The sequence below is a fragment of the Streptomyces sp. NBC_00461 genome (assembly GCF_036013935.1).
GTDB lineage: Bacteria > Actinomycetota > Actinomycetes > Streptomycetales > Streptomycetaceae > Streptomyces.
Genome location: NZ_CP107902.1, coordinates 4,013,021 through 4,033,149 on the forward strand (window position 1 = coordinate 4,013,021; position 20,129 = coordinate 4,033,149).

The 20,129-nt window shown below is 70.1% G+C and carries 19 protein-coding genes; 7 read left to right on the forward strand and 12 right to left on the reverse strand.

What is annotated here, in order from left to right; translation table 11 throughout:
* Window positions 1–8 precede the first annotated feature (8 nt).
* Window positions 9–1,649 carry an LCP family protein gene (locus OG870_RS18740; RefSeq protein ID WP_266840104.1) on the forward strand — a complete coding sequence of 547 codons (1,641 nt, stop codon included), beginning with the start codon at window positions 9–11 and terminating at the stop codon, window positions 1,647–1,649.
* Between the two features lie 120 nt (window positions 1,650–1,769).
* Here OG870_RS18740 and OG870_RS18745 read toward each other — a convergent pair whose 3' ends face one another.
* The 8 genes from OG870_RS18745 to OG870_RS18780 all read right to left on the reverse strand — a co-directional run bounded on the left by OG870_RS18745 (window position 1,770) and on the right by OG870_RS18780 (window position 8,649).
* Window positions 1,770–2,699, reverse strand: a complete 930-nt coding sequence (locus tag OG870_RS18745) for a hypothetical protein (RefSeq protein WP_266924570.1) — start codon at window positions 2,697–2,699, stop codon at window positions 1,770–1,772.
* A gap of 61 nt (window positions 2,700–2,760) precedes the next feature.
* Window positions 2,761–3,198 (reverse strand): hypothetical protein, encoded by a 438-nt coding sequence (locus tag OG870_RS18750; RefSeq protein WP_266840100.1) that lies wholly within the window; start codon window positions 3,196–3,198, stop codon window positions 2,761–2,763.
* Window positions 3,199–3,245: 47 nt separating this feature from the next.
* Window positions 3,246–3,716: a DUF2690 domain-containing protein gene (locus OG870_RS18755; protein ID WP_266840098.1), complete on the reverse strand. Its 471-nt coding sequence runs from the start codon at window positions 3,714–3,716 to the stop codon at window positions 3,246–3,248.
* A 97-nt stretch (window positions 3,717–3,813) separates the two neighbouring features.
* On the reverse strand, window positions 3,814–4,230 hold the full coding sequence (locus tag OG870_RS18760; protein WP_266515549.1) for a peptidase M23: 417 nt from the start codon (window positions 4,228–4,230) through the stop codon (window positions 3,814–3,816).
* 63 nt (window positions 4,231–4,293) lie between these two features.
* On the reverse strand, window positions 4,294–5,172 hold the full coding sequence (locus OG870_RS18765; protein WP_327691165.1) for a hypothetical protein: 879 nt from the start codon (window positions 5,170–5,172) through the stop codon (window positions 4,294–4,296).
* Between the two features lie 62 nt (window positions 5,173–5,234).
* Complete coding sequence (locus OG870_RS18770) at window positions 5,235–6,413, reverse strand: ABC transporter permease (RefSeq protein ID WP_266842169.1); 1,179 nt, start codon at window positions 6,411–6,413, stop codon at window positions 5,235–5,237.
* A 209-nt stretch (window positions 6,414–6,622) separates the two neighbouring features.
* A complete protein-coding gene (locus OG870_RS18775; protein ID WP_266515554.1) occupies window positions 6,623–7,315 on the reverse strand; it encodes an ABC transporter ATP-binding protein in 693 nt (230 codons plus the stop codon).
* Window positions 7,312–8,649 carry a peptidoglycan-binding protein gene (locus OG870_RS18780; protein ID WP_266840093.1) on the reverse strand — a complete coding sequence of 446 codons (1,338 nt, stop codon included), beginning with the start codon at window positions 8,647–8,649 and terminating at the stop codon, window positions 7,312–7,314. Before OG870_RS18780 ends, OG870_RS18775 begins: the two co-directional genes overlap by 4 nt.
* Before the next feature lie 222 nt (window positions 8,650–8,871).
* On the opposite strand from OG870_RS18780, the gene OG870_RS18785 reads away from it, so the two are divergent.
* Together OG870_RS18785 and OG870_RS18790 are read left to right on the forward strand one after the other, a co-directional pair.
* Window positions 8,872–9,294, forward strand: coding sequence for a spore-associated protein A (locus OG870_RS18785; protein WP_327691166.1), 423 nt, complete (start codon window positions 8,872–8,874; stop codon window positions 9,292–9,294).
* Between the two features lie 348 nt (window positions 9,295–9,642).
* Complete coding sequence (locus OG870_RS18790; RefSeq protein WP_443063464.1) at window positions 9,643–11,253, forward strand: LCP family protein; 1,611 nt, start codon at window positions 9,643–9,645, stop codon at window positions 11,251–11,253.
* Window positions 11,254–11,290: 37 nt separating this feature from the next.
* On the opposite strand, the gene OG870_RS18795 is transcribed toward OG870_RS18790, so the two are convergent.
* Window positions 11,291–12,319 (reverse strand): glycosyltransferase family 2 protein, encoded by a 1,029-nt coding sequence (locus OG870_RS18795; protein ID WP_266840089.1) that lies wholly within the window; start codon window positions 12,317–12,319, stop codon window positions 11,291–11,293.
* A gap of 127 nt (window positions 12,320–12,446) precedes the next feature.
* Between OG870_RS18795 and OG870_RS18800 the strand changes: the two genes are divergently transcribed.
* Window positions 12,447–13,928 carry an LCP family protein gene (locus OG870_RS18800; protein ID WP_443044433.1) on the forward strand — a complete coding sequence of 494 codons (1,482 nt, stop codon included), beginning with the start codon at window positions 12,447–12,449 and terminating at the stop codon, window positions 13,926–13,928.
* Window positions 13,929–13,968: 40 nt separating this feature from the next.
* Here the strand turns inward: OG870_RS18800 and OG870_RS18805 are convergent, their stop codons facing one another.
* Window positions 13,969–14,526, reverse strand: a complete 558-nt coding sequence (locus OG870_RS18805) for an acyl-CoA thioesterase (protein WP_266515573.1) — start codon at window positions 14,524–14,526, stop codon at window positions 13,969–13,971.
* Window positions 14,527–14,645: 119 nt separating this feature from the next.
* Here OG870_RS18805 and OG870_RS18810 point away from each other — a divergent pair, with 119 nt between their 5' ends.
* Both OG870_RS18810 and OG870_RS18815 read left to right on the forward strand, forming a co-directional pair.
* Window positions 14,646–15,950: an LCP family protein gene (locus tag OG870_RS18810; RefSeq protein WP_266584039.1), complete on the forward strand. Its 1,305-nt coding sequence runs from the start codon at window positions 14,646–14,648 to the stop codon at window positions 15,948–15,950.
* A complete protein-coding gene (locus OG870_RS18815) occupies window positions 15,943–16,575 on the forward strand; it encodes an HAD family hydrolase (protein ID WP_266515579.1) in 633 nt (210 codons plus the stop codon). The genes OG870_RS18810 and OG870_RS18815 overlap by 8 nt, the downstream gene beginning before the upstream one ends.
* Window positions 16,576–16,608: 33 nt before the next feature.
* Here OG870_RS18815 and OG870_RS18820 read toward each other — a convergent pair whose 3' ends face one another.
* On the reverse strand, window positions 16,609–16,968 hold the full coding sequence (locus tag OG870_RS18820) for a four-helix bundle copper-binding protein (protein WP_266515581.1): 360 nt from the start codon (window positions 16,966–16,968) through the stop codon (window positions 16,609–16,611).
* A gap of 417 nt (window positions 16,969–17,385) precedes the next feature.
* Window positions 17,386–18,543 (reverse strand): acyl-CoA dehydrogenase, encoded by a 1,158-nt coding sequence (locus OG870_RS18825; RefSeq protein ID WP_266515583.1) that lies wholly within the window; start codon window positions 18,541–18,543, stop codon window positions 17,386–17,388.
* Window positions 18,544–18,743: 200 nt separating this feature from the next.
* On the opposite strand from OG870_RS18825, the gene OG870_RS18830 reads away from it, so the two are divergent.
* Window positions 18,744–20,087 carry a UDP-glucose dehydrogenase family protein gene (locus tag OG870_RS18830; RefSeq protein ID WP_266515585.1) on the forward strand — a complete coding sequence of 448 codons (1,344 nt, stop codon included), beginning with the start codon at window positions 18,744–18,746 and terminating at the stop codon, window positions 20,085–20,087.
* Window positions 20,088–20,129 lie beyond the last annotated feature (42 nt).

Sequence of the window (20,129 nt, forward strand, 5' to 3'; positions counted from 1 at the left end):
GACGGGAGATGACGGAGAGCAGTGTGCGGGGGGAGGGGACGCTTCCCGGTGTTCGACGCGGAGAGGGAAAGAGCCGGAAGGGCAGCCTGTTCGACGCGGGTGAGCCGTCCGCCGAGGGGAGCGGCAGCCGGCACGGCAGACGTCGGCCGAAACGCAAGCACCGCGTGCTCAGATGGTCGGCGACGACGCTGGCGGTGCTGATACTCGGCACGGCCGGCGCCGGATATCTCTACTACCAGCACCTGAACGGCAACATCCAGAAGGGGCAGCGCAGCAGCGGCGACTCCAAGGCGACGAGGACCGGTCCGAACGCGGCCGGCCAGACGCCTCTGAACATCCTGCTGATCGGCTCCGACAGCCGTAACTCGGCGGAGAACCTGAAGCTCGGCGGACACCGGGAGAGTGTCGGCGCGCCTCCGCTGGCCGATGTGCAGATGCTCATCCACCTGTCCGCGGACCGCAAGAGCGCCGCCATGGTGAGCATCCCCCGGGACACCCGTGTCCACATCCCGACGTGCAAGGACCCGGACACCGGCAAGGTCTACCCGGCGACCGACGACATCATCAACACCACCCTGGCCCGGGGCGGGGCCGGTTGCACGCTGAACACCTGGCAGGACCTCACCGGCGTCTACATCGACCACTGGATGATGGTCGACTTCGCGGGTGTGGTGCGGATGGCGCACGCCGTCGGCGGCGTGGACGTCTGTGTGAAGCAGAACGTCTGGGACCGCTCGACGGCGGCCCAACGCGGCGGCTCCGGGCTGAAGTTGAAGGCCGGGACGCACAAGGTCGACGATGTGCAGGCCCTGCAGTGGCTGCGCACACGGCACGCCTGGGGCAGTGACCTGATGCGGGCTCGCGCCCAGCACATGTATCTGAACTCGATGATCCGCACGCTGAAGGGCCAGAACGTCTTCACCGACTCCGGCCGGCTGATGGACCTGGCGGAGGCGGCCACCAAGTCCCTGAAGGTCTCCGAGGAGATCGGCTCGGTCAAGAAGCTGTACGACCTGGCCATGGAGATGAAGTCGGTGCCCACGAACCGCCTCACGTCGATGACCATGCCCAACGTCGAGGACCCGCAGAACGGCGAGCACGTGGTGCCGGCGGCCGGCGCCGACCGGATCTGGCAGATGCTCCGTGACGACGTGCCGCTCGACAAGAACGGCAAGCGGTCCGACGCACGGCAGGTCGGCAGCCAGGCCGCGGCGACCAAGTCGCCCTCCACGGACCCGAGTCGGCTGGGCGTGCTGGTGCGCAACGCCACCCGGACCTCCACGGAGACCGCGGTCGACGGGCGGGCCGGGACGATCAGCCAGGCGCTCGTGCAGGCAGGGTTCAGCAGGGCGGCGCTCGACACCTCCGGATCGGGGTCGGAGGAGAGCACGGTCGTGCGGTACCCGAGCGCGGACCTGCAGGGCGACGCGCAGGCCGTGGCGAAGGCGCTCGGCATTCCGATGAGCGCGGTGAAGAGGTCGACCGACGTCTCGGGGGTGACCGTCGTCGTCGGCTCCGACTGGCGCACGGGCACTCACTACCCGAAGGCGTCCAAGCCGAAGGCCGGCGACCTGCCCAGCGGTTCCGACGCCATCAACGGGTCGGACTCCACGCCGTGCATGGACGTGTACAAGCCCTACCAGTGGTGACCGGCCGACGGCCGGCACCTGACAGCACGTCCTGGGGCCCGTACCGGAGGGACGCAGCCGGCGGATGAGGTCCTGCGGTGTCGCCTCGTCGATCTGCTGATCGGCGGGGCGACGCGCAGTTCATCGGGAGGCGCCCCCACCGAGGACGGCCTTCGCCTCGGTGACCTGGGCTCGGTGGATCCGCTGCAGTTCCGACAGCGCCGCCGCCTGCTTGCCGATCATCGCCGTCTGGATCCGCGATTCGGCGCCGAACCAGACGGGCAGAAGCCTCGTCTTCCGCTTGCACTCCACATCCGCCACCGCGGTGGGCACCTCGCGGGCTCCTGGGTGACCCTTGGTGAACTCCGGAACATCGAGCGGGTCCATGGGGGACGCATAGCGAAGGCCGCTTGCCGCCATGCAGCTCGACCAGCGACGGAAGACGGCCAGGACGGCGGGTTGCCGCATCGACTGCGCATAGCTGCCGTTGGCGATCGCGCCGGCCGCGGCCGAGATGTTCGGCCGGGCGTATTCGCCCTCGACGCGCTCGACCGCCTCGGCCCGGCACCCGCCCCTCGGGACGGCCTTGCCGTGGTAGGTCACCTCGCTGCCGGTGTTCTTGCCGCGCTCGCCCATGAGAACCGTCAGCATCCCCGGCGGTATCGGCGGCGCCGAGACGGCGGGGCTCGGCGGGAGGTGATAGCCGTACGCCGAGGCCTCCTTGGGACTCGACAGCCCGTACCGCCGGTCCGCGGTGCGCGTCTGCGGCTGCCGGGTGAAGGGGTAGGAGATGCCGTAGCGCGCCAGACACTTCTGTTCGAGCTTCTGCTCCGCGGACTGGATGAGTTCGCTCTGGTCGGGGGTCAGGCTGTAGGCGGCGATGGGCAGTTGCCCGCTGTAGTCGCCGGACAGCACGGGCACATCGCCTGCCGAGGGGCGCGGCGAGGTGGCGGGCGCCGAGGCGGCGTGACCGGCGGGCGGGGACGAGGAGCCGCCGCAGGCCGTCAGCGCCGCTGCGGCCAGGACCGCGACGGCAGCGCCGCGCAACGGCGCCGGAAGAGAGTTGATCACCGGGAGCCTCCACGGTGACGTGCGGCGCGGTGGTGGTCACCGCACCGCACGTCCGGTGTTGTCAGAACTGGTAGCAGCGGGTGTCGTGGGTGAACTTGAAGGAGGCGTCGTTGTTGTACGTGTTGTGCAGACGGAAGACCAGCTTCGACGGCGGCACCGAGTCGCAGGAGCCGCCGTAGCCACTGTTGAAGTAGATGCTGACGTACGAGTTGGGCGACACGTTGTCCAGCGAGGCGGCGTTGTTCTTCACCGGCTGGCCGTAGCCTGCGTCCCCGGAGTACTCGTCGAAGGTGTAGCCGGCCAGGTTCGAGACGTTGTCGCGCTCGAAGTGGGCCGACGCCCCCTCAAGGTCACTGTTGAAGTCGAAGACGACGCACAGCGAGCTGTCCAGGCAGTTGTCCGAGGCGTACGCCGAAGCCGGCGCGGTCGTGGCGATGAGGGAGCCCAGCACGACCGGAAGCGTCACGGCTGCGGCGACGATGTTCCTGCGGAGGTTCATGACGTTGTCCTTGTCCGGAAGGGAATGAGGTCTGGGGCCGGGCCGGCTCAGTAGGCCGCGGTGCGGGTGTCGGCCTCGCCGGCGGCCGTGTCGACGGTGCCCTCCGCGAAGGAGGTCAGGCCCTTGTCGTAGACCATGGGCGTGTAGCACTGCGTCTGGCCCTGGCCGATGGTGCAGCTGTAGGTACGGCCGTCGTTGTTGCGCACGACGTAGGCGTGGGCGCAGTCGTAGCCGGCGGACGCGTTGCCGCACGCCGACTGGGTGTAGTTGAGGGTGAATCTCGCCCAGGCGGTGTGACACGCGGTGCTGTAGCGCATCTCGATGGTGCCGAAGGTGGTGTGCGAGTTCTTCACGACGGCGGACTGCACCGTGGTGGCACCGCTGGCGCACCCCGAGGAGGACGGGTCGGACCCGTCGTAGGTGTAGGCCTGGGCGCCACCGGTGGCGGCGATCAGCGACAGGCCGAGAGCGCCGACGACCACACCCGCACGCGCGGAGTTCCTCAGGTTGAAACGCATAGTGCAATTCCTTTCATGGGCATGACAGATGAACCCGGGGCCCCGTCCCGTCGTGGACGGGGCGCCGGGCGGGTGATGCGTGGTGCGTGGGTCCGCGTCAGCGCCAGCGGAAGGACGCGTTGTTGTTGTACGTGTTGACGAGGTTGCCCAGGTCACGCGGCGGGGCCACGTCCGAGGCACCGCCGTAGTTGGAGTTGAAGTACGACACACCGGTCTTGTCGGTGCGGCTGTTGGCGTAGGACGCGGCGTTGTTCTTCACCGGGGTGTTCACGCCGGACGTGCCCTGGCCGCCGTCGGAGAAGTTCCAGTTGACCCAGTTGGGGATGTTCTCGTAGGTGGCCGTCCAGCCGCCCTTCTGGTTCGAGTTGTACCAGAGGCAGTAGTCGACATCGATGACACCGCCGCACAGGTTGTCCGGGATGGTGTCGGCCTGGGCGGGCGCGGCGGTGACCAGCATGCCGAAGGTGCCGGCGGCGGCCATCGCGGCGGCGACGGCGGAGCTACGAAGACGCATGAGGTGGGATTCCCTTCTGATGGGTGAACGGGGGGTGTGACGCAGCGGTGCGGTCACCGGAACTCACCGGGACTCACCGATCTCGGCGGCGGCACGCTTGAGCTGGTCCTCCTTGTGCCGCTTGATCCGGGCGAGCGACTCGGCGTTCTTGTCGATCTCCGACTGCTGCATCGCGGACTCCACGTCGAACCAGGTGCGGACGAGTCCGGTCTTCTTCTTGCATTCGACGTCCGCGCGGGCCGTCGAAATCTCTGTGGATTCGGTCGTGGGCTTGCCGAACCTCGGGTCGTCGATCGCGTCCATGGGCGAGCCGTAGCGGTAGCCCCTGGCCGCCATGCACGAGGACCAGCCGCGGAAGGCGGCCAGCACCCGTGGGTCCTTCTCGCTGCGGACGTAGCTGTCCATGTTGATCCGGCGCGCAATCTCGTCCGGGCCGAACGTGCCCTTGTCCCCGGCCAGCCGTCGCTTGGCCTCGCCGACGCACCCGCCGTCGGGGTCCAGCCGCCCGTCGGCACGGGGCTTGCCGCTCAGCGCGATACGGCCGGCCTCGCCCAGCGCCTGGACGTTGGCCCGGCCGGTCCTGGGCGTCGGGAAGTGGTAGCCGTAGGTGGCCGCCGTGTAGGAGTTGGCGATGCCGTATCTGCGGTCCACGACGCCGATGTCGGGGGTGTCGGTCTCGTCAGGGCGGTAGTCGAAGCCCTTGGCCTTCATGCAGTCGCGGGCCAGGTCGTTCATCGCGTGGGTGAGCAGGCCCATGTCGGACTCCGAGAACACGTAGCTCTCGACCGGCAGCGCCAGATCCGCCGTCAGGCTGGAGGACTTGGGGGCGATGGAACTGTCCGGGGCGGCGGACGCCCGCGCCCCGTCGTCGTCACCCGCGCCGGAGCACCCCGTCAGCAGCACCGCGGCGGCGAACAGAACAGCGGTCGTCTTCTTTCGCATTGCTCTTCCCCTTGAGCCCACAACGTCTTCGGAATGGCGCGGGCGGCCCCCGGCCCGGCCGGTCACCGGCGGAGCGCTTCCGCCGGCTGGACGCGGCTCGCGCGCCAAGCGGGATACAGGCCGGCGACGAGTCCGGTCGTCAGGCCTATGACGGGCGCGGCGACCACCGTCAGCGGGGCCATCACAGGGGTCCAGTCGCGCACGACGGCCATGACGACCACCGTCACCGTGCCGAGGCTGGTGCCCACCAGGCCGCCCAGCGCGCCCAGCGCGCCCGACTCGGCCAGGAACTGCGCCATGATGTGCCGGCCGCGGGCGCCCAGGGCACGGCGTAGCCCGATCTCACCGGTGCGTTCCAGGACCGCGACCAGCGTGGTGTTGGCGATCCCGACGGCGCCGATCACCAGGCAGATGCCGGCCAGCAGCATGAAGAGCTGGTCGAGGTCGGAGGTGACATCGCCGCGCAGTGCCCTCGGGTCGGGAGGTGGCACGGCCCGGAACAGGCCGGGGTGCGCGGGATCGAGCGCGAGGGGCACCTCGTCGGCGATCTGCCGTGCGGCACCCAGGTCGGTCGAGATGAGCATCCCGGCCCGCCGGCCGCTGTCCGGGCCACCCCAGATCCGCTCGGCCGTGGTGCGGGGGACGACGACGGACAGCAGCAGGTCCGCCTTGCGCCGCACGTCGTCGACGATGCCGATGACGGTGAAGGGACGGCCGCCGACGAACACGGCAGGCTGGGTCTCAAGGGTGGTGATCCCGAGGCGCGCGGCAAGCCCGGAGCCGATCACGGCGACGCTCTCGCCGCGCCGTTCGTGGAAGGCGTCGAAGACCCGCCCCTGCGCCAGATGCGGGTCCGCCGCCGCGAGGACTCCCGGGGAGGCGGCGATCACCTGGGTCCGCTCACCTGCAGCCGGTTCCGCGGCCGAACCGGGAGGAACGGCCGCGACGAGTTCGTCGGCCCGCAGCCGGACGGGCCAGTACACCCCCGCGTGCCGAACACCGTGCAGTGCCTCGACGCGTCGGTCGGCGTCGGCGGGGAAGGCGTTGGGCAGCAGGTCGGGCTGGTCGCCGCCGGTGTCCTCGACGGTGACCTCCGTCGCGGACAACGCGTTGAAGCGCGAGTCGATCTGCGACGAGGCGGTGGCCGTGAGACCCAGGACGGCGACGAAGGTGCCGACGCCGAGCACGGTCCCCAGCGCGGTCAGCACGGAACGCGCCGGCCGCTGCAGGATTCCCGCCATGGCCTCGCCGAGCACGTCCCGGGCACTGAGCCGGGACCTCTCGACGGGCGGTACGACCGCGGGCCGACGCCACCGCAGCAGGCGCCGGGCCGCACCCCGCCGGGACCGAGCGGGCTCCGCGCCGGGTACGGCCGTGTCCGCGACGGCGCTCCCCGGCTCCGCGGCGGACCGCCCCGAGCCCTTCGGACGGGGGCGAACGGTCGGGGTTCTCATGCCACCGCCCGTTCGGTGAGCACGCCGTCCCTGATCGTCACGGTGCGCTGACCGCGCGCGGCGACACCGGGATCGTGCGTGATCACGACGAGGGTCATGCCGTCGTGGTGCAGATCGTCCAGCAGCCCGAGGACCGACTCGGCGGTGGCCGTGTCGAGGTTGCCGGTCGGCTCGTCGCACAGCAGCAGCGAGGGGCGGGTGACCAGGGCGCGGGCGATGGCGACGCGCTGTCTCTCGCCGCCGGAGAGCCTCGTCGGCAGCGCGTCGGCGCGATGTGCCAGGCCCACCCGGGCGAGCGCCTCGCGGGCCCGCGTACGGCGATCCGTGCGCGGACCGGTGTTGTAGACCATGGCCAGCATCACGTTCTCGGTGGCCGACCGGTGCGGCAGCAGATGAAAGCTCTGGAAGACGAAGCCGATACGCCGGCCGCGCAGTGCGGTGCGGTCCGCGTCGCTGAGCGCCCCGGTGTTCACGCCGTCGAGGAAGTACCGTCCGCTGGTCGGCGCGTCCAGCAGCCCGGCGATGTTGAGGAAGGTCGACTTGCCGGAGCCGGAGGGGCCGACGACGGTGACGTACTCGCCCTGGCGGATCGTCACGTCACTGGGTCTCAGGGCCGGTACGGGCGGCGGTCCGGGGTAGGTGAGACCGACTCCGCGAAAGTCCACGACTGGGTCTGCGGAGGTGGTCACCGGGCGGCCCCGGAGCCCTGCGCCACACCGATCACGACTTTGTCACCGGACGACAGACGGGCGCCGCCGGCCGGGGTCACGGCCGTGTAGCCGTCGCCGGAGGTACCGGTGCGCACCTCGACACGGCGGCGGGCGCCCGAGCGGTCGAGGACGGTGACGGTGGTGCGGGAGTCGGCGCCGGCCGAGATCGCCGAGACGGGGACGACGAGGACCTGGTGACCGGAGGAGGCGGCCTCGACGGTCAGCCGTACGTCCTGTCCGGCCAGCCGGGTCGGCAGCGGCGAGCCGGGCGTGACCGTGACCGGGTAGCCCGCGGCGCCCTGACCATCGTCCTGTCCGTCGGCGTCGGAGGTGGTGGGCGCGTCCGCGACCCTGGCCACCGTGCCGGTGAGTTCGTCACCGGTGACCTCGGAGTAGACGCGGACCCTCTGACCGGGGTGGACCAGGCCCTTGTCCTGCAGGCTGAGCGAGCCCTTGACCACCAGTTCGCCGGCGGAGACGGTGGCGAGCTTCTCGCCCGCCTCGGCACCGACCTTGGCCCCCAGGCTCTCGACGCGGGCCGGGAAGCCCGAGAGGAAGACGACCTCGGAAGCGGGCACCATCGGCCCGGAGACCGATTCGGCCTTCGCCAGTGCGGACCTGGCATCGGCCAGGTCGGAGCGGGCGAAGCGGATGTCCTCGGCGCCCGCGCCCTTGCCGGTCAGACGGTCGAGTTCGCGCCGGGCCCGCTTGACGTCGGCCCGGGCGGCGTCGGCCGCCGTGCCGTCCGTGGTGACGGGTTCGTAGCCGATCGCCTCGTAGAGCGCGGTGACCGCGTGCTTGGTGCCGGGTCCGAAGGTGCCGGGCCGGTCGGATCCCGTGGGGTGGCCCAACTCGCGTAGAGCGCGCTGGAGTTGCCGGATGTCGTCTCCGTGCGCGCCGGGCTTGAGGTCACGGTAGACGGGCAGGCTGCCGCGCAGTGCGAAGAGGGGGCGGCCGGAGACCTCGACGAGGACGCGTCCGGCCGGGAAGGTCTGCCCGGAGTGCACCATCACCTTGGTGACCACGGGCTTGAGGCCCCCCTCGGCGGCGGTGCCGGAGGCAGCGATGTCCACGGTCTGCGACGCGGAGACGGTGCCACGGGTGACGACCGTGTCGGAGAGCACGCGCCGCTCGACCGGGGCGGTGAGCACGTCGGCAGCGGGCGGTCGCGCGTCGGCAGCGGCCTGGGCGGGCGACTTCACATACGCCGAGGTCCACAGCGCGGTGGCGGCGAGCAGTACGGATCCACCGGCCAGGCCACCCAGCAACCGCTTGCGCCGCAACAGCGCAGAGCTCTCCCCCGTACCGGACAACGGTCCCCCAAATCCCCCATTCCTGTGGGCAATTGACCAATAAGCCCACAGGTACTTCATAGTCGGGGACAGTTGATCACTACTGATCCAAAAGTGTCAAGTTCTTTCACGAGGTGTGCGGTGACACCGGTAACACCCGGCAGAACGTAATGAGTTGCGCGCCCGCCGCCTCCACGTAATGATCACGCTCGGTTCTGCAACCGACCTGATGGGATCTCAGCCATGTTCAGAAGCAAACGACTTGGTTCAGCGGTGGCCGTCCTCGGCCTGACCGCCGCCGCGACTGTCGCCGCCACCGGCACCGCGTCGGCCGCCTCCTACAACGGCGGCTGCGGGTCCGGCTACAGCGTGATCGGCTCCAAGGATGTCGGCGACGGCAAGGCCTACATCACCTACAACGGCTCGACCGGCTACAACTGCGTCGTCACCGTCAGTGACACCCCGGGCACGGCGATGTATCTGGACGCCCGACTGCGGATCCACCGGACCGACGTCGTGTGGAAGTCCACCGAGATGGACGCGGGCCACTTCCAGTACTACGCGGGCCCCGTCTACGTGTACGCCAAGGGTTCGTGCATCGACTACGGCGGTTCCGCGGGCAACTCGAGCTACATCCAGATCGACTACAACGTCCACTGCGGCTGATCCCTGCCGCCGCGGGTCCTCCCCCACCCAAGGGGCCCGGGACACCCACAGCCAACTCCCATCCGGCTGCACAATGATGAGGCGCGCTCACGTCCGAGGGGCTGGGGACCCGAGGGCGGCGCGCCCTCTCGCTCGCCCCGTCCGGGGGGACGGGTGACCGAGAGGTTCGACAGCCGGCGGCGGACGAGGGTCCGTGGCCGACGAAGGCGGTGCACCGGCAGGTAACCCTCTGGGGGCGTCGTGCGTCTGACCGGACGCGCGACAAATCCGTCGCCGGGCGCAGGGGTGGGAGGCAGGCAGTTGGCGCGAAGCAGTGTGCGCAAAGAGGTTCCCGCGGTCGAGGACACGATGTCCCTCACACCGCAGGACCAGGACGCGACGACCGAGCACGACGGACACGACGGGCACAGCGGACACGACGGGCACGGCGACGGGCGGCGCAGGAAGGGCCCGGACGCTGACCGCAGGCGCCGCAGACGGCGCGTTCTGCGCTGGTCGGCGATCGTTCTGGCGGTGGTGATACTCGGCACGGCGGGGGCCGGATATCTCTACTACCAGCACCTCAACGGCAACATCAGGAAGGACGACCTCAACCTCGGCGACGCCAAGGACAGGGCGGCCGAATCGAAGGCCAACGCGGCCGGGCAGAAGCCGCTGAACATCCTGCTGATCGGCTCCGACGCACGGGACTCCGAGCAGAACCAGAAGCTCGGCGGCGCCAAGAGCACCTTCAACACCGCCCCGCGCGCCGACGTCCAGATGCTGCTGCACCTCTCGGCGGACCGCACCAACATGTCGGTCGTGAGCATGCCCCGGGACACCCTGGTCGACATCCCCAGGTGCACGGACCCCGACACGGGCAAGGTCTACGGGGCACTGACCTCGACGATCACCAACGACTCCCTGGGCCGCGGCGGCCCCGGCTGCACGGTCGCGACGTGGGAGAAGCTGACCGACATCCACATCGATCACTTCATGATGATCGACTTCTCGGGCGTGGTGTCCATGGCGGGCGCCATCGGCGGCGTACCGGTCTGCGTCGATGCCAACATCTACTCCAAGTCCTCCGACGGCCACGGCTCGGGCCTGAAGCTGGAGAAGGGCACCACGTACGTGAAGGGCGTCAAAGCCCTGCAGTGGCTGCGCACACGCTACGGCTTCGAGGACAACACCGACATAGCCCGCGCCAAGGCCCAGCACCAGTACATGAACGCCATGGTGCGCCAGCTGCGCGAGAACACCACCCTCGGCAACCCGGGCAAGCTCCGCAAGCTCGCCGAGACGGCCACCAACGCGCTGACCGTCGACGACGGCCTCGGCACCGTGGCGAAGCTGTACGACCTGAGCAAGGAGCTCAAGAAGGTCCCCACGCAGCGCATCACCATGACGACGATGCCCTGGCAGTACTCCTCGACGAGCAGCGGCCGGGTCGTGCCCAGGCCGGGCGACGCGGACAAGCTGTTCCGGCTGGTCCGCGAGGACATCTCGCTGGACGGCAAGGGCAAGAAGAAGTCCACCGCGGCGACGACGTCCCCGGACCCGGCCGCCGCGGACGACAGGATCGCCGTACGCGTACTGAACGGCACCAGATCCGGCACCCGGCTCGCGGCTTCCGGGCGGGCGAGCGGCGTCGCCCAGCTGCTCGTCGGCAAGGGCTTCACCGAGGCGGTGCCGGACTCCTCAACGGTTCTCAGCGAGGAGAAGACGGTGATCCGCTATCCGAGCGCCGACCTGGAGGGCGACGCCCAGCGGGTGGCGAAGTCGCTCGGCATCCCGACGTCCTCGGTCAAGAAGTCGACGGACGTCTCCGGGGTGACGCTGGTCGTCGGCGCCGACTGGCGCTCGGGGACGACGTACACGACGACGGAGGACGACGACCGGACACCGTCCTCCGCACAGGTCATCAACGGCTCGGACGAGAAGCAGTGCATGCACGTCAACCCGAACTACACCTGGTAGTCCGGGTCGACAGGCGTCAACAGGCGTCCCCCGGTGCTCAGTTGGAGGCGAGCACCGCGGGCCGCCGGGACGCGATGACCTTCTTCGCCAGCGCCCTGGGGCTGGTCAGGAAGCCCCAGCCCCACGTCATGTGCATGGTGGCGAGGGCCACGGGGATCTGCAGCCGTGCCTTCAGCGGCAGCCCCTTGCCCGCGGGGACGGAGCCGAGAGCTATCGCGGCGAGGTAGCCGCCGGGGATCACGAACCCCCAGGGCGTCAGGGCCGCGCCGGTCACGAGGCCCGCCGCGATCGCCAGGACGGCCGTCGGCGGCGCGAGGTAGCGCAGGTTGATGGAGCCCTCGTGGTAGCGGGCGACGACGTGCCGCCAGCGGCCGTAGTCCTTGTACTGCTTGGCGAGCGCCTTCACGCTCGGCCGCGGGCGGTACGACACCTTCAGCTCCGGCGAGAACCAGATCAGCCCGCCGGCCTCCCGGATCCGGAAGTTCAGCTCCCAGTCCTGGGCCCGGATGAACTCCTCGTTGTACCCGCCCTGTTGCTCCAGTGCCTCGCGCCGGAAGACCCCGAGGTAGACGGTCTCGGCCTCGCACGCGCCGCCGCCCGTGTGGAAGACGGCGTTGCCGACCCCGATCTTCGAGGTCATGGCGGCGGCGACCGCGTGCTCCCAGTCGTTCTCGCCCTCGGCGTGCATGATGCCGCCGACGTTCTGCGCGCCGGTCTCCTCCAGGAGCCGTACGGCGGTGGTGATGTAGTTCGGCGAGAGCATGCCGTGCCCGTCGACGCGGACGACGATCGGGTGGCGCGAGGCCTTGATCGCGGCGTTCAGGGCGGCCGGCGTACGACCGGTCGGGTTCGGGACGGTGTGGACGCGCGCATCGTCGCGGACGAGCTCGGCGGCGATCTCGTCCGTGCGGTCCGTGGAGGGACCGAGGGCGATCACGACCTCCATCTCGCCGGCGTACTCCTGCGCGAGGATCGCTTGGACTGCTCCGCGCAGATGCCGCTCCTCGTTGAGGACGGGCATGATCACAGAAACGGCGGGGAGCTGCACGTCGGGGTTGGCGTTCATCGCCCGTTACGTTACCGCGAACGGGGGACACCTCTGCGCCCCGCCGGGGCGGTGGCCCGGGCCACAGATCGTATGGGCCTACGGTGCTCACGATCCCACGTACGGCCGTCGCCCGGAGGTGTCCCCCTTGCCCACGCAGCCTCGGTCCGCCGCGCCCGCCCGTCCGCAGCGCCGCCCCCAGCCCGCCCACACCCCGGATCCGCCCGGGCCCCGGCCCCCCTCGCGACGGAAGAAGCCGCGCTGGGCCATGCGCGCGGCGACGACCCTGTCCGTCGTCGTCCTCGCCTCCGCCGGGATCGGGCACGCGGTGGTCACCAGCCTCGACGCGGGCATCGCCCGCGTCGACCCCTTCAAGGACATGAAGAACCGCCCGGCGGCCGGTCACGGGATGAACGTCCTGCTGGTCGGCACGGACGGCCGCGACCGGATCAGCGCGCAGGAACGGAGCCGCTACCACCTGGGCGGCGCCCCCTGCCACTGCACCGACACGATGATGATCGTGCACATCTCGGCGGACCGGGAGCGGGCGAGCGTGGTGAGCCTGCCGCGCGACTCGTACGCCATGACGCCCGAACGCGTCGACGACAGGACCGGGAAGCGGATCGCGGGCCACCCCGTCAAGCTCAACGCGGCCTACGCGGAGGGCGGCCCGAACCTCACCGTCCGGACCGTCGAGGACATGACCCATGTGAAGATCGACCACTATCTGGAGGTCGACTTCACCAGCTTCATGCGGACCGTGGACGTGCTCGGGGGCGTGCAGATCTGCACGGCCACCCCTCTGAAGGACACGTACACCGGCCTCGACCTCCCCGCCGGGACGCACACCCTCACCGGCGGACAGGCCCTGCAGTACGTCCGTGCCCGGCATGTCGACGGGGCCTCCGACCTCAACCGCATGAAGCGCCAGCAGCGCTTCCTGGCCGCGCTCGTCGAGCGGACCACGTCGTCCGGGATCCTGCTCAACCCGATGAAGTTCAGGGACGTGACACGGGCCGTGCTGGGGTCGGTGCGCGCGGACAAGGGCTTCGGCACGGACGAGCTGCTCGACCTCGGCCGGGCCATGCGCAACTTCTCCCCCTCGTCGTCCGAGTTCACGACCGTGCCCATCGGAAAGATGGGATACGTCGTGAAGGGCCTCGGCGAGACGCTGAAATGGGACACCGCCAAGTCCGGCAGCCTCTTCCGCTCCCTGCGCGACGACAAGCCCCTGGCCGTGCACGCGTCGCGGCCCGCGGCGGTGCTGGTCGACGTGTCTCCGCAGCAGATCCGCGTGCAGGTCGAGAACGGCACGCCCGCCGACGGACTCGGGGGGCGCGTGGACACGGCGCTGGCGGGGGCCGGCTTCCGGACGACCCGGGCCCCGGCGATGGCGGCCGACCGCACGCTGAAGCGGACGGTCGTCGCCTACGACCCCGGGTGGGACCGGTCCGCGAAGTCACTGGCCGCCGCGCTGCCGGGCAGCGAGCTGCGGCCGGTGAAGGGGCTCGGGCCGACGTTGAAGGTGATCGTGGGCGCCGACTTCAGGCAGGTGCGCAAGGTGCGGGCGGAGGACGCGTATCTGGGCGAGGCCGGAGTGGTGACCGGCGACCAGGTGGTGTGTTCGTAACAGCCCGGTCTGTCACCGTCCCGGACTGTCACGGTCCCGGTCAGTCATCGAGGCCCTCGGCGGCCCGTTTCTCCCGCAGCTCCATGATCGCCCGCCGCCGGGCCAGCCGGTGGGTGCGGCGGATCTGGGCCTCCTGGCAGCGGCGCCGGTCCTTCTCCGTCTCCGGCAGCACCGGCGGCACTCGGCGCGGCTTGCCGTCGGCGTCCACGGCCGCGAAGACCAGGTACGCGGAGCCGACCTGGGTGGGCGGCGCGGACTCGTTCCAGCGCTCGGCAAGGACCCGGACGCCGACCTCCATGGAGGTACGCCCGGTCCAGTTGACCTGGGCCTTCACATGGACGAGGTCGCCCACACGGACCGGCTCCAAGAACGCCATCTCGTCCATGGAGGCCGTCACGGCGGGGCCGCCGCTGTGCCGGCCGGCGACCGCACCGGCCGCGTCGTCCACCAGCTTCATGATCACGCCGCCGTGCACCGTGCCCAGAAGATTCGTGTCGTTGTGGGTCATGATGTGGCTGAGCGTGGTCCGGGAGGCCGAGGTGGGCTTGCCCGGGATATCCGCAGTATCCGGTTCCGCGGCGGGGGCCTGGTCTGTCATGGCCTCCACCTTATGCGGAGGCGACATCTGCGGACTTTGTGTTGGGTTCGCAACAGCCGTGACCTGATTTTCCGACGACCCTTGTAAACGACCTGGCCGCTCCCTGCACACTGGGGCCCATGAACGATTGGCCCGAGGCATGGTCCGACGACAACCGCAACCGGTACGGACGCGGCAGCGCGAACGCACGCCCTGAGGGCGCCCGCGCGATGCGGCAGGTCCGCCGGCCCTCCTCGGGCGGGTACGGGGACCCCGGCCCCTCCGCGCCGCCGTACGGCGGGGTGCCCCAGCAGCCGTCGTACGTCAACGGCCAGGGGCACGGCGGCTACGGCGACGACACCCCGGCCGACGGTTACGGCGACGGCTACAACACCGGTCAGGTCTACGGCTCGCCGGGCGGCCAGGGTCCGGGCGGTCCCGGTGGGCCGGGCGGGGCACGGCCGCGGCCGAACTGGCGGCGCCGCATCAAGTGGACGGCGATCACGCTGGTGACGGCGCTGGTCGTGACGTCGGTCGCCACCTACTTCTGGGCCGACGGCAAGCTGCACCGCGACGTCGACCTGTCCACGGTCCTGGACCGGCCCGAGGCGGGCGACGGCACGAACTACCTGATCGTCGGCTCCGACAGCCGTGCCGGGCTGTCCTCCGACCAGAAGAAGCAGCTGCACACCGGTTCCGCGGAGGGCAAGCGGACCGACTCGATGATGATCCTGCACGTCGGCGACAGCGGCGACACCCTGATCTCACTGCCCCGCGACTCGAACGTGACGATCCCCACGTACAAGGGATCCACGTCCGGCAAGACCTACCAGGGCACGGGCCGGCAGACGAAGCTGAACGCGGCCTACGCGGAGGACGGGCCGACGCTGCTGGTGCGGTCGGTCGAGTACAACATGGGCCTGCACATCGACCACTACGTGGAGATCGGGTTCGCCGGCTTCGCGAACATCGTGGACGCGGTCGGCGGTGTCGACATCGACATCGACAAGGGCTTCAAGGACAAGTACTCGGGCGCCGACTTCAAGTCGGGCAAGCAGACGCTGAACGGCGAGCAGGCCCTCGCCTTCGTCCGTACCCGGCACGCCTTCGCGGCGAGCGACCTGCAGCGCACCAAGAACCAGCAGAAGTTCCTCTCCGCGCTGGCCCACCAGGTGGCGACCCCCTCGACGGTGCTGAACCCCTTCAAGCTGTACCCGACGATGAGCGCGGGCCTGGACTCCCTGACCGTCGACAAGGACATGAGCCTGTGGGACCTTGCGTCCATGTTCTGGGCGATGAAGGGCGTCAGCGGCGGCGACGGCACCTCCATGAACATGCCGATCTCCGGGTCCACCGGCGGCAACCTCGTCTGGGACAAGGCGAAGGTCAAGACGCTGGTGAACGAACTGAACAACGACCAGAAGGTCACGGTCTCGGGTGACTGACAGCAGCAACGGCAGACCGCCCTTCGGGGCGGTTCTGTGTGACGTCGACAATGTGATCCGGTCCTTCGACTCCTCCCGTCTGGAGGCGCTGGAGCGCGCCGCGGGGATCGCCGAGGGCACCACCAAGAAGGTGGCGTTCGCGCCGGACGCGGTCTCGCCGCTGGTGCTGGGCGAGATCACCTCGCAGGAGTGGGCACAGGCGATCGCCCAGGGCCTCGCCGGGCTGGTGGCCGAGCCGCAGACGGCGTACGAACTGGCTCTGGCGCTCCTCGAATCGCCCTTCCACGCGGACGACGAGGTCGTGGGGCTGCTGCGCCGCGCGCGCGTCCGGGTGCCGCTGGTCCTCGTCTCGAACGCGGCGATGGAGCTGGAGTCCGACCTGCACTCACTGGGCCTGAGCGATCTCGCCGACCACGTCGTCAACAGCGCCCGCGTGGGCCTCGCCAAGCCGGACCCGCGCATCTACCACCTGGCGGCGGAGCTGGCGGGCATCAGCCCCGAGCGCTGTCTGTTCGTCGACGACAGCGAGGAGAACCTCCGGGCGGCAGCGGAACTGGGCATGCACGGCGTGCTCTTCCGTGAACCGGCGGACCTGGAACGGGCCCTGAAGCCGCTGTTCGCGTGACCGCCGGTTCGCGGCCGTGCGGTCAGGCGGTGGTCACATCGTGGCGCCCGCCATCGTGCGGCACATCTCGGCGCAGCGGCGACACGCCTCCGCGCAGCGCATCATCTGGGGGTCGTCCGGCATGGACATACACGCCTCGGCGCACATGTCGCATGCTTTGGCGCACATCGCGCACATCTCGGCCGACATGGGCGAGCGGCGCATCATCATGTCCGCGCACATGCGGGTGGTCTCGGAGCAGTCCATGAGCGCACGCATGATCTGCATCTGGGCCTGACCGCCCATCTGCATGCAGGAGCTCATGGTCTCCTCGCACACGCTGTGGCAGGCCATGCACGCCTCGACGCAGTCCTGCATCTCCTTGGTCATGGCAGTCATTCCGGGCTGGGTCATGGCTCCTCCTGGGAGACGGCGGGGCCCTGGGCAGGCCCCGTGCCCTTCCGTCCTACGCCTGCCCGACGCCGGGCGCCATCGGGCGGACGCGAACAATCCGCAACGTATCCGGCGGATTCGGCCGAGAGCGGCCTGGGGCGGCTCGGCCGTCGTCACCGTGCGCAGGCCTGACGGGCGTTGATCGCCGCCGGCGCGATCCGGTCGGCCGGACGTCAACTGCCCCGGAGGAGAACCCGGTCCCCGCCCGTGCCCGGACAACCCGTCGGCGCCGCAGCCGTGTTGGTCCCGGCCGCAGCCGGCCGGGCCCTGGGAGCCGACCGGGTGAACGAGTGCGGCCCGCACCCCCGGCCGGGAGTGCGGGCCACAGCCACGTACGCGTGCGTCCTACGAAAGCCCTACGAAAGCCCTACGGAAGCCCTACGGAAGGTTCCTCGCCATCACGATCCGCTGGACCTGGTTCGTGCCCTCGTAGATCTGCGTGATCTTCGCGTCGCGCATCATGCGCTCCACCGGGTAGTCACGGGTGTAGCCGTAGCCGCCGAGCAGCTGGACCGCGTCCGTGGTGACCTCCATCGCCACGTCCGAGGCGAAGCACTTGGCCGCCGCGCCCTGGAAGGTGAGGTCCTTGTCGCCGCGCTGCGACTTCGCCGCCGCGGCGTACGTCAGCTGGCGGGCGGCCTCGATCTTCATGGCCATGTCGGCGAGCATGAACTGGATGCCCTGGAAGTCGGCGATCGGCTTGCCGAACTGCTTGCGCTCCTGGACATAGCCCTTGGCGTAGTCGAGCGCGCCCTGGGCGATACCGAGGGCCTGGGCCGCGATGGTGATGCGGGTGTGGTCCAGGGTCTTCATCGCCGTGGCGAAGCCCGTGCCCTCCTCGCCGATCATCCGGTCGGCCGGGATGCGGACGTTGTCGAGGTAGACCTCGCGGGTCGGGGAGCCCTTGATGCCGAGCTTCTTCTCCGGGGCGCCGAAGGAGACACCCTCGTCCGACTTCTCGACGACGAACGCCGAGATGCCCTTCGAGCGCTTGGTGGGGTCGGTCACGGCCATCACCGTGTAGAACTCGGACTCGCCGGCGTTGGTGATCCAGCGCTTCACGCCGTTCAGGACGTAGGTGTCGCCTTCGCGGACCGCCTTCGTCTTCATGCCGGCCGCGTCCGAGCCGGCATCCGGCTCGGAGAGGCAGTACGAGAACATGCCCTCGCCCTTGGCGAGCGGGGTCATGTACTTCTTCTTCAGCTCCTCGGAGCCGGAGAGGATCACCGGCAGCGAGCCCAGCTTGTTCACGGCCGGGATGAGGGAGGAGCTGGCACACACGCGTGCCACCTCCTCGATCACGATCACGGTCGCCAGCGCGTCCGCGCCCGCGCCGCCGTACTCCTCGGGCACGTGCACCGCGTGCAGGTCGTTCGCGACCAGGGCCTGAAGGGCCTCCTGCGGGAAGCGGGCCTCCTCGTCCACCGCGGCCGCGTACGGCGCGATCTTCGCCTCGGCCAGCGAACGGATCGCGTCGCGGAGCATGTCGTGCTCCTCGGACGGGCGGTACAGGTCGAAGTCAGCCGATCCGGCCAAGGTCTCTCACGCTCCAAGGACGCTTCTGACGCACCGTGGTGACGCCGCTAATTACCGTTAAGTAACTCAAATTTTAGGGGGCGGCCCACGGGAGTGATACGTGAGCTTGGCGACAGCGGGAAAACTGCCCGGCGCAGGCCCGTTTCACGCCACGACTATGCTCGTCCCGCGCACCCCCACGATGTACCCCAGGAGCACGCATGAGCCTCAAGATCACCGTGATCGGCACCGGCTACCTCGGCGCCACGCACGCCGCGGCCATGGCCGAGCTCGGGTTCGAGGTGCTGGGGCTCGACGTCGTTCCGGAGAAGATCGAGACGCTCCAGCGGGGCGAGGTCCCGATGTACGAGCCCGGCCTTGAGGAGCTGCTCAAGAAGCACGTGGCCGGGATCGAGGGGTCGAGCGGACGGCTGCGGTTCACCATGGACTTCGCCGAGGTCGCGGCCTTCGGTGACGTGCACTTCGTGTGCGTGAACACGCCGCAGCGGCACGGGGAGTACGCGGCCGACATGTCGTACGTCGACGCCGCCATAGCCTCCCTCGCCCCGCACCTCACCGGCCCCGCCCTGGTCGTCGGCAAGTCCACCGTGCCGGTCGGTTCCGCCGACCGTCTCGCCGCCTACCTCGCCGAGCACGCGCCGGCCGGGGCGGACGCGGAGCTGGCCTGGAACCCGGAGTTCCTGCGCGAGGGCTTCGCCGTCCAGGACACGCTGCACCCGGACCGGCTGGTGGCGGGTGTGCGCAGCGAGCGCGCGGAGAAGCTGCTGCGCGAGGTGTACGCGACGCCGATCTCCGAGGGCACGCCGTTCGTCGTCACCGACTTCCCCACCGCCGAGCTGGTGAAGACGGCCGCCAACTCCTTCCTCGCCACCAAGATCTCCTTCATCAACGCGATGGCCGAGGTGTGCGAGGCCGCGAACGGCGACGTGGCCAAGCTGGCCGAGGCGATCGGGTACGACGACCGGATCGGGAAGAAGTTCCTGCGCGCGGGGATCGGCTTCGGCGGCGGGTGTCTGCCCAAGGACATCCGGGCGTTCATGGCGCGCGCCGGTGAGCTGGGGGCCGACCAGGCGCTGACCTTCCTGCGCGAGATCGACTCGATCAACATGCGCCAGCGCGGGCAGATGGTGGAGCTGGCGCGGCAGGTGCTCGGCGGCGGGTCCTTCCTGGGCAAGCGTGTCGCGGTGCTCGGCGCAACCTTCAAGCCCGACTCGGACGACGTACGGGACTCCCCCGCACTGAACGTCGCCGGGCAGATCCACCTCCAGGGCGGCCAGGTGACCGTCTACGACCCCAAGGGCATGGACAACGCCCGCAGGCTCTTCCCGACGCTCGGTTACGCGGACACCGCGACGAAGGCGGTCCGGGGCGCCGACGTCGTACTGCATCTGACGGAGTGGCGGGAGTTCCGCGAGCTGGACCCGGCGGAGCTCGGCGCGGTCGCGGCGGACCGGGTGATCCTGGACGGGCGCAACGCCCTCGACCCTCAGGTGTGGCGCAACGCCGGGTGGACGTACCGGGCGATGGGTCGCCCGACCGCCTAGAGGCAGGCAGGGCTTTCGACGTACACGACGCCGGTTCGGCCG